Origin of the sequence: Winogradskya consettensis (assembly GCF_018332715.1) — a bacterium.
Classification (GTDB): domain Bacteria; phylum Actinomycetota; class Actinomycetes; order Mycobacteriales; family Micromonosporaceae; genus Actinoplanes; species Actinoplanes consettensis.
Genome location: NZ_BOQP01000049.1, coordinates 87,411 through 103,293, shown reverse-complemented (window position 1 = coordinate 103,293; position 15,883 = coordinate 87,411). Strand labels below are relative to the sequence as shown.

General features: G+C 69.7%; 9 protein-coding genes. 2 read left to right on the top strand and 7 right to left on the bottom strand.

The features are described 5' to 3' along the window. Window positions 1-83: 83 nt before the first annotated feature. A complete protein-coding gene (locus Aco04nite_RS39150; RefSeq protein ID WP_213002279.1) occupies window positions 84-2,276 on the top strand; it encodes an ATP-binding protein in 2,193 nt (730 codons plus the stop codon). Between the two features lie 345 nt (window positions 2,277-2,621). On the opposite strand, the gene Aco04nite_RS39145 is transcribed toward Aco04nite_RS39150, so the two are convergent. Next, window positions 2,622-2,972 (bottom strand): hypothetical protein, encoded by a 351-nt coding sequence (locus Aco04nite_RS39145; RefSeq protein ID WP_213002278.1) that lies wholly within the window; start codon window positions 2,970-2,972, stop codon window positions 2,622-2,624. 89 nt (window positions 2,973-3,061) lie between these two features. Further along, entirely contained in the window at window positions 3,062-3,511 is a 450-nt protein-coding gene (locus tag Aco04nite_RS39140; RefSeq protein WP_213002277.1) for a hypothetical protein, read from the bottom strand. A 213-nt stretch (window positions 3,512-3,724) separates the two neighbouring features. Here Aco04nite_RS39140 and Aco04nite_RS39135 point away from each other — a divergent pair, with 213 nt between their 5' ends. Continuing rightward, the gene (locus Aco04nite_RS39135; protein WP_213002276.1) at window positions 3,725-5,563 is read left to right on the top strand and encodes a gamma-glutamyltransferase family protein; all 1,839 of its coding nucleotides are present in this window, start codon (window positions 3,725-3,727) and stop codon (window positions 5,561-5,563) included. Window positions 5,564-5,658: 95 nt separating this feature from the next. Here Aco04nite_RS39135 and ggt read toward each other — a convergent pair whose 3' ends face one another. From ggt to Aco04nite_RS39110, 5 genes are all read right to left on the bottom strand, one after another. Beyond that, window positions 5,659-7,440, bottom strand: coding sequence for a gamma-glutamyltransferase (gene ggt / locus Aco04nite_RS39130; RefSeq protein ID WP_213002275.1), 1,782 nt, complete (start codon window positions 7,438-7,440; stop codon window positions 5,659-5,661). Window positions 7,441-7,491: 51 nt separating this feature from the next. Continuing rightward, entirely contained in the window at window positions 7,492-9,435 is a 1,944-nt protein-coding gene (locus Aco04nite_RS39125) for an ABC transporter ATP-binding protein (protein WP_213002274.1), read from the bottom strand. After that, window positions 9,432-11,195, bottom strand: coding sequence for an ABC transporter ATP-binding protein (locus tag Aco04nite_RS39120; RefSeq protein WP_213002273.1), 1,764 nt, complete (start codon window positions 11,193-11,195; stop codon window positions 9,432-9,434). Before Aco04nite_RS39120 ends, Aco04nite_RS39125 begins: the two co-directional genes overlap by 4 nt. Further along, complete coding sequence (locus Aco04nite_RS39115; protein WP_213002272.1) at window positions 11,149-12,720, bottom strand: alpha/beta hydrolase; 1,572 nt, start codon at window positions 12,718-12,720, stop codon at window positions 11,149-11,151. The genes Aco04nite_RS39120 and Aco04nite_RS39115 overlap by 47 nt, the downstream gene beginning before the upstream one ends. Window positions 12,721-12,819: 99 nt before the next feature. Beyond that, window positions 12,820-15,843 (bottom strand): M14 family metallopeptidase, encoded by a 3,024-nt coding sequence (locus Aco04nite_RS39110; RefSeq protein WP_213002271.1) that lies wholly within the window; start codon window positions 15,841-15,843, stop codon window positions 12,820-12,822. Window positions 15,844-15,883 lie beyond the last annotated feature (40 nt).

Sequence of the window (15,883 nt, the reverse complement as noted above, 5' to 3'; positions counted from 1 at the left end):
CCCGCGCTGAGGCCCCGCACGACTAGGCGATTTGCCTGTTTTATCGCTTTCGTTCCCGTAGGCTGGGATGCGGAGGTCGGAGCATGCCACGAAGCGATCTTGACCTCGAGCGCATCTCGTCCCGCGAAAGCGCCGAGGCACGCACCACCGCCGACGAACGCGGCACCGACGCGCGAAAACCGGAGCACAGCGCGCAAAAGCCGGAGCACAGCCCGAAGTTGCATCGCGGCGTTCTGACCAGCGGCGCGGCAGATCACCTCGCCGCCCTGCTCGCCCGCTCCGTCCAGGCCCGCTGCGGCCTCGTGCATTTTGTGGAGGGTGACCGCCTGCGGCTGTACGGCGAGTACGGCCTGGAGACCCCGCGCGAGGTCATCGCCGACATCCCCATCGCGAACAGCCTCTCCGGCCTGGTGGTCACGCTGGGCCGCGAAGTGGTCATCGACGATCTCGCGGCCGACCCGCGCGGCTCGGTGATGCTGCCGAAGGGCGCGAGCCGCCGCCCCGGCGCGTTCCTGGGCCGCCCGATCCTCGACGACCAGGGCACCGTCCTCGGCGTGTGCTGCGCCTTCGAGGCCGGCCCCCGCCGATGGAGCGCCGAGGACCTGGCCGCCGTCGACGAGGCCGCCAAGGTCGGGACGTTGCTCATCACCGAGCAGCTGGCGCGTTACGAGGTCGACCGGCAGCGGCGTTTTCTCGACGCGGTGCTCGACAGCCTGCACGACGGGGTCACCGCCTGCGACGCGGACGGCAAGATCGTGCTGGTCAACCGGCGGATGCACAAGCTGTGGGGCGATGCGCGGGTGCCCCAGAACCTCGGCGAGAACGCGACCGTGGCGGGGCTCACGGATGCGCAGGGCGAGCCGCTCGGGCATGACGACATCACATTGCTGCGGGCTTTGCGGGGCGAGAAGCTGCGCGGGGACGAACTGATCGTGCATGGCCGGGGCCGGCCCGCACGCCACTACATCGTTGACGCCCAGCCGATCATCGGACCCGATGGACGTACGCTCGGAGCAGTCCAGGCCGTGCAGGACGTCACCCGCCGCAAGCGCGCGGAACGGTTCCGCACCTGTGAGCTCAGCGTCATCACCGCGCTGGCCGACGCGCCGGGCATCGAGGCGGCGGGCCCGCGCGTGCTGGAGGCCATCGTCCGCACCCTGGGCTGGACGCATGCCGAGTTGTGGCTGGTGGACGACTCCGCGTCGGAGGCCGCCGAGACCGCGGTGATCCGGTCGGCGGCGCAGTGGAGCGCCCCGGGCTGGGAGGCCGAGATCGAGGTCCCGGCCGAGCTTCCGTACGGTGTGGGCCTCGCCGGCCGCGCCTGGCAGGCCGGGAAACCGCTGTGGATCCGCGACGTCGGCAGCCCGCAGAGCCTGATCTCCCCCGAGACCGCCGCCGAGTCCCAGCTGCACGCCGCGCTGGCCATCCCGGTGCGGCACGGCCTGGAAGCGTTCGGCGTGCTCACCGTCTTCGCGGGCAGCGCCGAGAACGCCGACGACGAACTGGTCGCGCTGATGTCCGGGATAGTCGCGCACATCGGCCAGTTCGTCGAGCGCCGGCTCGTCGAGGACCTGCAGCGACAACTGACCCGGACGAAGAACGAGTATCTGGCCCTGATCGGCCACGAGCTGCGTACGCCCCTGACCTCGATCGGCGCCTACACGGAGCTGCTGCGCGAGGCGGACGCCCGCACGCTGGCCGAGGACGGCCCGGCCATGCTCGAGGTGATCGACCGCAACACCACCCAGCTGCGGCACATCATCACCGAGCTGCTCGAGCTCTCCGCGCTCGACACCGGCCACGCCAACGTGCACCTCACCCCCTTGGACCTGGCCGAGGTGGTGCAAGAAGCAGTTGACCGTACGCGGGAAGCTGTTGCAGGTGAGCCGCTGACGATCGCCACCGACCTCCCCACCGAGCTGATCCTCCCCGGCGACCGCAAACGACTCCGCCAGGTGGTCGACAACCTGCTCGGCAACGCGGTCAAATACAGCCCCGACGGCGGCCGCATCACGGTCACCCTCCGCGTGACGGGACGCTGCGCGGAACTGGCCGTCGCCGACACCGGCATCGGCGTCTCCCCCGACGAACGGGACAAAATGTTCACCGGCCTCTACCGTACGAGCAGAGCCCGCGACCGCGCCATCCCCGGCAGCGGCCTGGGCCTGACCCTGAGCCGCGCGGTCGTCCAACGCCACCACGGCACCGTCGAACTGGTCCCCCACGAGGGCCCCGGCACAACAGTCCTGGTCAAACTCCCCCTCGACGCCCGCTGAAAACCACCCGACGTCCTCGGCCCACGGCGCCGTCGCGCCGGCCCGCCTCCTGCAACACCCGGCGCGTGGACCAGAGCACCAACGATTCCCGTGCCCTTGCTCGCGCAGCCATCGAGCCTCCCGGCCTGCTCGCAGACGCCCGTCGCCATCATCGATCAGAACGAACACGTCGTGGCCCTCCTGAACAAAAACTGAGGGCTCGTTTTGTTGCGGATACGATCCCGGGCGGGCATGCCAGCAACCATGGTGACCGCATTCGAAAAACGAGGGTCGGTGAGTTCGTCGGGCAGAATGTCAACGCGGTGCGAAGCCTTCAGTGTTGTCCAAACGGTCCGAACGGCACGCTCACAAGGCCGGGCTCCTCGGCTCATCGTCGGGGAAGAGCGGGGCGTCGTCGTCCCACTCGTCGATCTCATCGGCCGGGTGCGGTGGGCCGAGCTCCTCCTGGAGACGGTCCGAGCCCTGGCCGTACCAGGAGGCCAGCTCTTGGATGCTGAGAACCTCACGCCGGTAGTCCTCGACTGCCCGGGTCATCAGGGCCTGCGGCGACCTGGGAGTCGATGAGTCCGTAGCGAGGCTGCGATATTGGCTGGCCCAGCCGAATGTCATCGCCAGGCTCGCCGCGGACCGTGCGCTCCAGATCGAATACGTGCCTGCATCGATCAGGTCGAGCCTGCGCAGTTGAGTCGCAGCCATGTGTGGCGACACTTCGAACTCCTGGACCAGGGCGGAAAGATCCGAGAGGGCAAGGCGGCTGCCGGAGGGAAATCGGCGCCGCACAGCGTTCAGCGGGAGGAGCAGATGACATGCGAGGTCGTCACGACCGCGATCACGACGCGACCGGTTACCGGGTCGCACATGGAGATGCCGTGTCCTGCGTCCGGCGCCTGCATGCTGATCACGTCGATGCCCTCGGTGACGTGCACGAACTCATACATGTCCTTGACGGGGCTGTCGCCCAGTCCACGTTCGGCCCGGATCTGATCAGCCGGCCGCAGAGCACGCTTCCCGTTTCCGCGCGGCTCCCCGGGAATTCCCTGGCCCGTCAGGTATGAGTCCAGCTCCAGATAGGCATAGAGACGTTCGCGCACTGTTGCCATAGACGCGTCCCCCTTCGCCCGAGCCGCGACTGAGGCACGCTCGCGCACCACGGCCAGCCCGGTGATCGCGGCCGCGCGAATACCGAAGCAGTCCGCGAGTCGAATGAGCTCGCCACCCTTCAGGGTCCGGGTCACCGTTCTCAATGCGGGAATAGGTCGGCTGAGAAACGCCGACGCAGTGCAGGCGTGTGGGGCCGCCGCAGACTCAAAGGAGACTCGCGGCGATCGAACTCGTCGGCACTGGATTCGTGACAGCTAGGCATAAGTCAAGTTTTCACATGCATTGCGTCGATGGCAACCCGGCCGTGGGCGCCCTCACCGTCGCTGCGGCGGTCTAGTGTCGCTTCGATGCGGGAGGACTCGGAGTTTGTCAGGGCGGCCGGGCAGTTGGGGCGGCCGTTGTTGCAGGGGTCGTTCGGGATGGCGGCGACTACCCACTGGGTGGCGACCGCGGTGGCGCAGGCGGTTCTCGAGCGTGGTGGGAACGCGTTCGATGCGGCGGTGGCGGCGGGGTTTGTCATGCATGTGGTCGAGCCGCATCTCAATGGGGCGGGCGGGGACATGGTGGCGATGGTCGCGCCTGCCGGGGCGGAGGTGGCTGTTGTCGGGGGGCAGGGGCCGGCGCCGCGGCGGGCGACGGTTGAGCACTATCTCGGGGAGGGGCTTTCGGCGGTTCCTGGGTCCGGGGCGTTGGCTGCGGCTGTGCCGGGGGCTGTTGAGGCGTGGCTGTGGATGTTGCGGGAGCACGGGAGCTGGGATGTCGCCGATGTGCTCGCGTATGCGATTCACTATGCCGAGGTGGGGCAGCCTCTCGGGCCGGCGGCGGCGCGGACCGTCGCGACGATGGCGGGCCATTTTCAGGAGCATTGGCCGAGTTCCGCGGCGACGTGGCTGGTCGACGGGGAGGTGCCGGCTGCCGGGGACGTGATGAAGCTTCCGGCCTACGCGCGGACGCTCCGGCGCCTGGTCGAGGCGGCCGGCGACGTGGCGACCGGCGGGAGGAGCGCCGACCCCGACGCGGGGAGGGCTGCGCGGATTGACGGGGTGCTGCGGGAGTGGAAGACGGGGTTCGTGGCGGATGCGGCGGCTGCGTTTGCGGGGCGGGTTCATCGGCATTCCGACGGTGGTGACTATGCCGGGGTGATCGAGGCGGCGGATTTTGCGGACTTTGTGGTCGTGACTGAGGAGCCGTTGGAGATCGAGTTTCGCGGGCACATCGTGGCCAAGGCCTCGTTCTGGGCGCAGGGGCCGGTTCTGCTTCAGGCGTTGGCGATTCTTGACACCTTTGGTGATGCCGAGCTTGATCCGTCGACGGAGATCGGGGTGCACAACGTCGTCGAGGCGCTCAAGCTCGCGATGGCCGACCGGGATGCGTACTACGGCGATGCCGCGGACAACCATGAACTGCTACGGCAACTTCTCACCCCTGAGTACGCCAGGTCGCGCGCTGCCCTGATCACCGGCGAGGCGTCCGGGGTGTGGCGGCCCGGCGTGATCCGGGGAGTCGAGCCGTACCGTCCGCCGTTGAGAAGTGCAGGAACCGGAGAGCCGGAGGGTACGGGCACGGGTGAGCCCACCGTACGGCCGACCGGTGTGACCAAGGGCGACACCTCGCACATCGACGTGGTGGACCGGCACGGCAACATGGTGTCGGCGACGCCGTCGGGTGGCTGGTTGCAGTCGAACCCGACGATCCCGGAGCTGGGGTTCTGTCTCGGGACCCGGTTGCAGATGACCTGGCTGGACCCGGCGAGCCCGTCCGCCCTCGCACCCGGCAGACGTCCGCGCACGACGTTGTCGCCGACGGTTCTCAGCAGGAACGGCGTGGCGGTCTCCGCGCTGGGGTCGCCCGGCGGGGATCAGCAGGACCAGTGGCAGCTCGTCTATCTGCTGCGCACGCTCGTGGGTGGATACGACCCGCAGGAGGCGATCGAGGCGCCGATGTTCCACACCACGGCCGTCGCCCAGTCGTTCTGGCCGCGGCACTGGACGCCGAAGGGCGTGGTCGTCGAGGACCGTCTGGGCGACGACGTGATCGAGGGTCTACGCCGGCGCGGGCATGACGTCACGGTTGCCGGGCCGTGGAGTCTGGGCCGGTTGTCCGCCGTCCTGCGCGACCCGGAGACCGGCCTGCTCTCCGCAGCCGCGAACCCCCGCGGGATGCAGGGCTACGCCGCCGGCAGGTAGACCGGAGCGGGGCCACGCCGGCCGAGAACGACCGGCTGGCAGGGCAGTTACGCAGGGCCCGGGACGCCGCGGCAAGGGCGCCCCGGGCAGGAACGTCAGCGCTGCGGCTTGACCACAGCGGCCGAGCCGCCACCGCGCCGCACCGGCTCGGCGGTGGCGATGACGCCGCCGTAGCCCGTGAACTCGATCGCGGTGGCAGCGCCCAGCTCGGCGACGTCAGGGCCGAACGTGTGGCCGAGGGCTTCGAGACCCGGGCCGTACTGCTGGTGGAAGGCGGGTTCGGCCTGGATGCCCGCACTGTTGCGCTGCGACGCGCGGGGCGCCGCCATGGCCTGCGGCAGGGTCAGGCCCAGGTCGACCCGGTTGATCAGGATCTGCAGGACCGTGGTGATGATGGTCGCGCCGCCGGGGGAGCCGAGGGCGAGGAACGGCTTGCCGTGCTTGAGGACGATGGTCGGGGACATCGAGCTGCGGGGACGCTTGTTCGGGCCGGGGAGGTTCGGGTCCGGTGCCGTGCCCTGCGTACCCGTGAAGTTGAAGTCGGTCAGTTCGTTGTTGAGCAGGAAGCCGCGGCCGGGGACGACCATGGCGTTGCCGCCGGTCTGCTCGATGGTGAGCGTGTATTCGACGATGTTGCCCCAGCGGTCGGTGACCGTGAGGTTCGTGGTGCTCTGGCCCTCCTCGACCGGGGCGCCGGCCTTCGCCGGGGTGCAGCCGGTGGCGTTGAGGTCACCCGGCGGGACGGGCTTGACGAGGGCGTGTGCCGGGTCGATCTGGCAGGCCCGCTGTCCGGCCCACCGGTCGCTCAGGAGCTTCTTCAGGACCGACTGCGAGGTGTACGCCCCCACGTACCGGTTCCGGTCGGCGAACGAGAGTGCGGTCGATTCGGCGTACTGATGCAGCGCCTGGGTGGTGGAGACCTTCGACAGGTCGGTCTTCTCGAGGATGTTGAGCGCCTCGCCGACCGTGGTGCCGCCGCTGGACGGGGTCGACATGCCGTAGACGGTGAGCCCGCGGTAGTCCGACCTGGTGGGCGCCGGGAAGTTCACCCTGTACTTCGCGAGGTCGGAAAGACGCAGGTCACCGGGGCGGATCGGGTACGCCCACGTGCCGACCGGCGTCGACGAGACCGGCGGATGCTGGACGGTACGCACGATGTCGGCGCCGACCGCACCCTTGTAGAAGACGTCGGTGCCGCGCTTGGCGATCAGCCGGTAGGTGTCCGCGAGGTCGGGATTGCGCTGGGTGCTGCCGACCACGGGCGGCGCGCCACCGGGCAGGTACAGCTTCTTGGTCGCGTCGAACTGCCCGAACGCGGCCGCGTTGTCGGTGATCTGCTGACGGAACGTCGCGTCGACCGGGAAGCCCTTGTCGGCCACCGCGGCGGCCGGCTGCAACAGGCTGCTCAGCGACCTGGTGCCCCACTTCTTCGCGGCGGCCTCCCAGGTGGCGAGGCTGCCGGGGGTGCCGACGGAGAGGCCGCTGACCCGGGCCTCCTGGAAGTCGTACGGCAACCCGTCCGCCGGATCGACGAAGATGTTCTCGGTCATCGTGGCGGGCCCGGACTCGCGCCCGTCGATGGTGCTGACCGTCTTGTGCTTGGCGTCGTAGTAGACGAAGAACCCGCCGCCGCCGATGCCCGCGGAGAACGGTTCGGTGACGCCGAGCGCCGCGGCGGTGGCAACGGCGGCGTCGACCGCGTTGCCGCCCTTGCGCAGCACCTCCAGGCCGACGGCGGTGGCCGTGGGATCGACCGTGGCGACGGCCCCGCCGTACCCGACGGCGGTGGAGGAGACGGCGGCCGCGGACGCAGCGGCGGGGAAGACGAAGGTCGCAGCAAGGGTGACAGTGGTGGCGAGCGCGAGGGTGAACCTCATCGGGCCTCCGGAAGGCTGGGTGGAGAGTGGACAGTCACCACCTGCCTACCGTCAGGAGCCGTCGGGCACAACCCGGGACACGCCCGATGACCAAGTCCGGTACATCTCGGCGTAGCGGCCGTCGGCGGCGACCAGGGCGGCGTGGCTGCCCGACTCGATGATGCCGAGGTCGTCGACGACGATGATCCGGTCGGCGCGCATGGCGGTGGAGAGCCGGTGCGCGACGAGGATCGCCGTGCGACCCTCGAGCAGCTGGTCCAGCGCGGCCTCGACCCGTAGCTCGCTGCGCAGGTCCAAGCTGGAGGTCGCCTCGTCCAGCACCACGACCCGGGGCTCGGCCAGGAACGCGCGGGCCAGCGCGAGCAGTTGCCGCTCCCCCGACGACACCGACTGGCCGCGTTCGTGCAGGGCGGTGAGCAGGCCGTCCGGGGAGCGTTCGACCAGCTCGCGCAGGCCTACGGCGTCGACGGCGGCCCACACCTGCGCGTCGGTGGCGTCCGGGCGGGCGAACGCGATGTTGTCCCGCAGGGTGCCGGCGAACAGGAACGGCTCCTGCGGGACGACGCCGATCTGCGCGCGCAGGGATTCCAGGGTGATGTCGCGCAGGTCGTGGCCGTCGATGAGGATGCGGCCGCCGGTCGGGTCGTAGAGCCGGGTGACCAGCTTCGCGAGCGTGGACTTGCCGGCGCCGGTGGGCCCGACGCAGGCGACCGTCTCGCCGGGTTCGATGCGCAGGTTGACGTGGCTGAGCACCGGGCGTCCGGGGAGATATTCGAACGTCACGTCGTCGAAGACGAGCTCACCGCGTACCGACGGAAGGGGGGTGGCTTGTGGGGCCGACCGGACCGACGGGGCCGTGGTGAGCAGGGTATTGATCTTGCCGACGGCGGCGCGGGCCTGCTGGTACTGCGTGTAGAGCTGGACGAGCTGCTGGACCGGCGCGAAGAACGCGTTGAGGTAGAGCACGAACGCGCTGAGCTCGCCGATGGTCAGCGACCCGCGCAGCACCATCCGGCCGCCGAGGAACAGCAGCGCGGCCATCCCGAGCAGGCCGACGACCGACGAGCCGGGGCCGTAGATCGCGTTGATCCGGCCGGTGAAGTCGTTCGCGTCGCGGTAGGCGCCGACCACCTCGCGGTGGGCGACGATGTTGCGGTCCTGCCGGTTGTGGGCGGTGACCACCCGCACGCCGTTGAGGCTCTCGGACAGGTCGGCGAACATCGTGGCGATCGCGTCGCGCTGCCGCTCGTAGCCCTTGTCGGCGGCCCGGCGGAACCACAGCGACAGCAGCAGCAGTGGCGGCACGACCAGCAGCAACGTGATGATCGCCAGCTCGGCGTTGTAGTGGAACAGCACGGCGGTGACCACGACCATGGTCAGCGCCTGGATGCCGAACTGCGCGAACCCGTCGCCGATCAGGCTCTGCAACGCCTCTACGTCCGAGGTCATCCGGGTCATCGTGACGCCGGCCTTCTCGGTGGTGTAGTAGTCGAGCGACATCCGCTGCAGGTGCGCGAAGATGCGGATCCGCAGGTCACGGGTGGTCGACGCGGCAAGCTTGCCGCTCTGGCGCATCCGGGCGGCGGTCGCCACGCCGGTGAGCAGCACGGCGGCGACGAAGGCCACAGTCGCGGCGATCAGGATCGGCATGTTGCGGCCGGTGATGCCGTGGTCGATGCCGATCTGCAGCAGGAACGGGCCGACCTGCAGCAGCAGCGTCTCCACGACGACGGCGACCGCGGCGGCGATCAGCAGCCGGGGCCGGCCGGCCAGCAGCCGCACGATGGCCACCCGGCCGCCGCGGTCGGCGACCGGGTCGAAGCTGACATCCGGGTCGCCGTGCTCCGGCTCGCGGCTCTCCAGCTTGGCCACGCCCTCGGCGAGCTCGGTGGGGATGCCGGAGAACGGGAGACCGTTGCCCTTCTTCCCGGCGGCGCCGACCGAGGAATGCCCACCGGCGTTGAAGCCACCGAACCCGCCGCCGAACATGCTCATGCTTCCGTCTTTTCAAAAACCGCGAGGACCCGGGCGTAGCGGGGCTCGGTGGCGAGCAGGGACTCGTGGGTGCCGTCGGCGATCACCCGGCCGCCCGCCATCAGCACGACGCGCTCGGCGAGGCCGATGGTGGAGAGGCGGTGCGCCACGATCAGGGTGGTGCGGCCCGCCATCCGCTGCGCCAGCGACTCGTGGATGGCCTGCTCCACGGTGACGTCGACGGCGCTGGTGGCGTCGTCGAGGACCAGGATCGGCGGATTGACCAGCAGCGCGCGGGCGATCGCGAGCCGCTGGCGCTGGCCGCCGGAGAGGGTGTAGCCGCGCTCGCCGACCACGGCGTCGTAGCCCTCCGGCAGCTTGCGGACGAAGTCGTCGGCGCCGGCCGCGCGGGCCGCCTCGATGACCTCGTCGCGGGTCGCAGCCGGGCGGCCATAGGCGATGTTGTCGTGGATCGAGAGGCTGAACAGGAACGGCTCGTCCGGCACGATGCCGACCTGCTCGCGCAGCGACGCCAGGCGCAGCTCCCGGACGTCGTGGCCGTCGATGGTGACGCTGCCGTCGGTGACGTCGTAGAAGCGGCCGAGCAGCCGGCCCAGGGTGGACTTGCCGCTGCCGGTCGCACCGACCACGGCCACCGTCTCTCCAGGGCGGATGTGCAGGTCCAGGCCGTCGAGCGCGGGCGTTCCATTGGGGTACGCGAACCGCACCCCCGTGAACCGCACATCACCCTTCAACGGCACGTCGAGCGGCTCGGGCCCGTCCACGATGTCACTGGGCGTGTCGAGGATCTCGTAGATGCGCCGCGCGGACGCCGATGCCCGCTGCCCCAGCATGATCATCATGCCGAGCAGCCGGAACGGCGGCTGGAGCATCAGCACGTAGGAGTTGAACGCCACGATCGTGCCGACCGTGGTGCCGCCGCGGATGACCATGATGCCGCCGACCAGCAGCACCAGCGCCAGGCCGAGCCGGGGCAGGTTGTCCAGCACCGGCGTCCACCGGCTGCGGATCCGCGCGTCCTGCAGATAGGCCCACCGGATCTTGTCCGCGGACTCCCCGAGCGAGCGCAGCTGGCGGCCCTCGGCGGCGAACGCCTTGACGATCCGCACCCCCTGGATGTTCTCGTCGACGATCGTGGCCATCCCGGCCAGCCGCGCCTGGATCAGCCAGGAGATCGGGAAGATCGCCTTGCGCATGCCGACGCCGAGGAATCCGATGATCGGCATGGTCGCCATCGCGACGATCGCCAGCGGCACGTCGATGGAGAGCATCAGCCCGAACGCCACCACCGCGATCAGACACTGGACCAGGATCGACGGGCCGAACGACAGGTACATCTGCACGGCCCGGATGTCGGAGCTGGACCGCGACATCAGCTCACCGGACTGGACCCGGTCGAAGAAGCCGAACGGCATCCGGACCAGGTGGCTGTAGACGATGTTGCGCAGGTCGTACTCGATCTCGTACGCGGTGCGCAGCAGGTAGAGCCGGGCCAGATAGTTGATCAGCCCCTGGAGCAGGGCGAGACCGGCGATCCACCACACATACGTGGAAAGCTGTGCGGTGCGGTCGACGATGGCCTTGTCGATGCCGATGCGTAGCAGGTTGGGGATCTGCACCTGCACGACCAGCCCGGCGAACGACAGCAGCAGCGAGGCGGCGAGAACTACGCGATGCGCCTTGACCAGCGGCAACGCGCGGCGCAGCCACGTCTTACGGGTATCGGGATCGATGGACGCCTTGGGCGCTCGGCGGCTCAACCACGCCCTCCTCCGGTGACCAGGTATTTAGCCTGGCTAACGATACCCCTCTCCTGCCCACGCCGGTGGCCGCCGGTTCCACACCCGGGCAGGCCGTGCCCGCAGCCGGGGTGCGCCCGGTCAGCAGATACCCATCCACCAGGGCATTCACGCACTTGCTGCGGCCGTAGGCGACGTGCCCCCACCCCTCGTACGTGACGAGCGTCGCAGCCGGGCCGAGCTGAGCGGCGACCCGCTCCGCCCAGACGTGCGGGGTGGCCGGGTCGTGCCGGGAGTTGATCAGCAGCACCCGGCCCCCGGTCCGGGCCGGGCTGAGCCGGCGCTGCGGGTTCGCCGTCGCGACCGGCGCGCCCAGGCAACCGGCGAGCGCGGTCATGGCGAGCGGGGACACGGGCATCTGCGGATGGGTGCTCGCCAGCCGCGCCAGGCGTACCCGCAGCTCGGTCCACCCGGAGACCCGCATCGTCCAGTCGGAGCAGAAGATCGCCGGGAAGCTGTTCTCGATCTCCACCACGGAGTGCCGGCCGCCCGGCTTCGGGACGGCGGCCGGTTCCTTCAAGGAGGTCGCTTCCTTCAGGTAGAGGGCGAGCGCGTGCCACTGCGGGTCGTAGAACGAGCTGAACGCAACGTCGAGCAGGTCGAGCACCCGGATCCGGTATTCCGGCTCGAACGGATCGAGCAGGGTGCCGAGCCGGGCCCGTTTCAGCAGCGCGGCCCAGACGCGCCGCACATCGCTGCCGTGCAGGGCGCACTCGGTGCTGCGGGCGCACCACTTTACGAACTCGTCGAAGGAATCCTGCGCTGTGGTGGTCTCGTCGGTCAGGAAGCCGCTGGTGGTGCCGCTGTGGTCCATCACGCTGTCCAGCACCAGGGCGCGGACCCGGGACGGGTAGCGCTCGGCGTACTGCTCGCCGAGCAGGGTGCCGTACGACGCGCCGTAGAAGCTGATCCGCCGCTCGCCGAGGGAAGCGCGGACCGCCTCCATGTCCTGGGTGACGCTCAGCATGTCGAGGTGGCCGAAGACGGGGCCGGTCCGCTTCGCGCAGTCCGCGGCGAGCCGGCGGTTGAACGCGACGTTGCGGTTGTAGCGGACCGCGTCGGAGAGAAACATCGGCGGCGCCGCGGCCATCAGCCCCGAGGAGCACACCACCGGGTTGCTGCGGGACACCCCGCGCGGGTCGAACCCGACGATGTCGAAACGCCGGCGCAGCTGCGCGCTGAAGAAGTAGTCGCTGTCCAGCGCGAAGTCGACGCCCGAGCCGCCTGGGCCGCCTGGATTGACGAGCAGCGTGCCGATCCGCGACTTCGGGTCGGTCGCCGGGCGGCGGGCCAGGGCGATCGTGGTCGAGGCGCCGTACGGGTCGGCCCAGTCGACGGGTACGCGCACCGTGGCGCACTGTGCGGTCCTGTCCTCCGGGCACGGCTTCCACGCCGGTTTCCTGGCGGCGTTCGCCGGCTGGATCCCCAGAGCCGCGCTCGCGACGACAAGGAACGCGGCCAGCAACGGCCGGGTGAATGCTCGCACCGAGATGTCTCCGCCCTGCACGACAGCCGCGCCGCGCGCCTCATGTCTAGACGAAGCGCGCGGCGCGGACTGCCGATTGGCGGATTCACCGCCCCCGGGTCACACCTTCAGGTGCTTCAGGGCCCGGCGGATCAGATCATCGCGCTGGGTGGCCGTCAGCGTCTCCAGGCCGAAGCCCGCATAGACGGTGTCGGCGGTGGCGATCGCGGCACCGGACTCGAACGCCTGCTGGCTGCGCTCCCAGTCGTTGCCGTTGGGCGAGGTGCCCTCCGGCGGACCCGCGACGCTCCAGCCACCGAGGTCGATCTCGAACGACGTCTGGTCGACGACCGTGGTGCCGGCCTCGATCCGGGGGCTGTCGACGAAGACGCCGAGCCCCTGGGTGCCCCAGTCCGTCATGTAGGAGATCGAGAGCTCGACCTTCTTGCCCGCGTACGCGGACAGGTCGGCATCGAACTCCTTCCATCCCCCACTGTTACCGCTCGCGGCGTTCCACGTACCGGTCGTGCCCGTGGAGGAGCAGTCCGCGCCCTGGTAGTGGGCGACGAACGGGTGCAGGCCGGCGATCCCCTCGGGGCAGCTGTCGCCGGTCGACGTGTCGGTCAGCCCGTTGGCATCCGGCAGCGTCGTCCAGTTGTCGGTGCCCACCTCGTGCGCCTCGACGAAGACGAAGTCCCAGGCCGCCTCTGTGTCGAACGACGTCTGGAACTTGAGCCGGCCGGCTGTCGCGGCGCTCAGATCGACCGTCTTGGTGAGCCGCTTGTACGACGCGTCCGCCTGACCGCTCCAGAGATACCAGGCACCGTCGTACGGCGAGTACGGCTGGGCGCCCGGCAGTTCGTACGCCAGCACCGGGACGCTGGCGAACTGCGGGAACTCCGCCGGCGGCAGGAAGCTGGCGGTGGACAGCAGCAGGGCGCTGTGCCCGGACTGCGTACCCTTGAAGCCGGTGAACCTGCCGTTGGTCCCGTTCACCGGGTGCGTGTCGGTGCCACCGTCGACGTAGGTGTTCACTCCCAGGTAGTACTGCTGGAAGTCGTTGACCAGCGGCAGACAGGCCGGGCTCGTCCGGTCGAGGCACTCCCCCGGGCCTTCGGGCTGGTAGAAGTACGACCCGTTGGTGCCCTCGGCGAGGCCGGCGTTCTGACCCGCGTAGAGCAGCTTGCCGCCCTCGTTGAGGTAGTCCCGCACGGCCAGCTCGGTCTGGACCGCGGCGCGGGACAGCGTGCCACCGGGCTGCCCCGTGCGGCGCGGGATGACGTCATCACCGGTTTCCCAGACGACGGCCTTGTAGTGCGAGAGCACACCGAGCGGGTGCGGTGCCTCGCCGCCATGGGTGTCGAGGTCGTAGACGTCCGCCTTCTTGCCGGCCTTGCGCAGCGACGCGACGTACTCGTCGGCGTAGCGGGCGCTGGTCGCACCGTCGGTCGAGGCCGGCGAGATGCCGGTGACGTCCTCGGCGGCGAGCACCAGCACGTCCCCGCCGATCTTGCGCTCGACCTGGTACTGGAAGCTCGCGGAGCTCGCCCTGCGGGCGGTGAACCAGACCTTCACCCGGTCGCCGGGCTTGGCGCTCACCGTGCCGCGCAGTTCGGCGAAGTACTTGTCCATACCGTCGCCGTAGCGCTCGCCGCCCCTCCACTCCTTGGTGCCGGTGGTCTTCGCGCGGCCGCCGTTGATCGAGTAGTGCAGGGTGACCGGGCCGAGGCTGCGCTTGGCCGTGACCGCGACCTGCTGCTTGGTGCCGTAGGAGACGGTGAACGGGTCGGCCTTCAGGTCCGGCGTCGTGCGCCCGACCGAGGAGACCGGGTTCGCCGGGTCCTTCGCCGACTTCGCGACCGAGAGCGCGAACGGGATGTTCTTCGCGAACTCGTCCTGGATCAGCTTCTCGTCGTCCGGGAACGTGAAGATGCTCTCGCAGTCGGCGGCGTTCCAGGCGTCGGCGGGGTCGAGATCCGACGCGGTCGAACAGGTGCTCATCTCCGGGGTGAAGGAGATGGTGCCGTACCGCACCTGCGCCTGCCCGTCGGTCTCGCCGTTGGTCGGGTACAGCTCGGCCGAGAGGTCGGGGTCGTACCCGGGGATCGCGGAGTGCGCGTCGTCGCCGGCCAGTGCCACCGAGATCTCGTCGTCCGGGCTCGGCGTGTCTACCTGCCATCCGACGCCGTAGAGCAGCAGCTCCGCGGCCGAGTGATAGTTGATCATGAACTCGAAGCCGACCCGCCTGAACAGCCCGTCGAAGGCCCGGGTCTCCGGCTCGGAGGCAGGCTTGGTGCCCCGGTAGGTCTCGCTCACCGGCTTGTCCGAGGAGCCCTCGTTGTCGTAACCCCACTTCTCGGGGAAGTTACGGTTGATGTCCACGCCGTCGCCGGTGGTGATGACACCGTCGCCGTTGTTGTCGCGCAGGTTCTTGCGCCACTGGCGATGGCCCGGCGTGAACGTGAAATCGTAACCGTCGACGTTCGAGACCGGGAAGAACCAGAGCTCGGTCGTGTCGACCAGCTTCGTGATCGTCTTGTCCTTGCCGTACCCGTCGATGAAGTAGTGCATCAGCCGGCGGGTCATCTCCGGGGTGATCCACTCACGCGCGTGCTGGGTGCCCATGTAGAGCACGGCAGGACGGCGGCCGTCCTTGACGGTACGGGCGTCCTTGGTGAGCTTGATGCCCTGGATCGGCACGCCGTTGACCGACTCGCCGATCGTCTCGAGCTTCGCGATCCGCGGGTTGGCGGCGGCCGTGGCCACCAGCTCCTCGCGGATGCCGCCCTTGGTGTTGTAGGGCCGGAAGACGGTCGGCCCGGCGGCTGCCTTGGCCTTGGCCTTCGCGCTGACCCGTTTGGCGGTCAGCGGCAGGCCACCCTTGATCAGTGCCTGGGCCTGGCTCGTGCCGAGGATCGCTTCCACGGTGAGTTTGCCGTCGGCGGCCGCGGTTACCGCGGTCTCCTCGGTGTCGATTCCGGAATCACGCAGTTTCTGGAACTGCGCGGCGTCGAAAGTACCGACATACACGCCCAGCGTGTCGTCGGTCGGGGCCGCGGCGGCCGGTGCGATCCCGGGCATGACCGCGGCGGCCGCGGTCACGATCGAGAGCGCGCAGGCGGTCGCCCAGCGGGCTGTTGTCATCTGTGGGGCCTCCATGGATGGGAAGGTCGTATGTGGACCA

Excerpts from the sequence above, each read along its gene's own strand:
- Aco04nite_RS39150 (WP_213002279.1), top strand. The coding sequence starts at position 84 with ATGCCACGAAGCGATCTTGACCTCGAGCGCATCTCGTCCCGCGAAAGC.
- Aco04nite_RS39145 (WP_213002278.1), bottom strand. The coding sequence starts at position 2,972 with ATGGCTGCGACTCAACTGCGCAGGCTCGACCTGATCGATGCAGGCACG.
- Aco04nite_RS39110 (WP_213002271.1), bottom strand. The coding sequence starts at position 15,843 with ATGACAACAGCCCGCTGGGCGACCGCCTGCGCGCTCTCGATCGTGACC.
- Aco04nite_RS39125 (WP_213002274.1), bottom strand. The coding sequence starts at position 9,435 with ATGAGCATGTTCGGCGGCGGGTTCGGTGGCTTCAACGCCGGTGGGCAT.
- ggt (WP_213002275.1), bottom strand. The coding sequence starts at position 7,440 with ATGAGGTTCACCCTCGCGCTCGCCACCACTGTCACCCTTGCTGCGACC.
- Aco04nite_RS39135 (WP_213002276.1), top strand. The coding sequence starts at position 3,725 with ATGCGGGAGGACTCGGAGTTTGTCAGGGCGGCCGGGCAGTTGGGGCGG.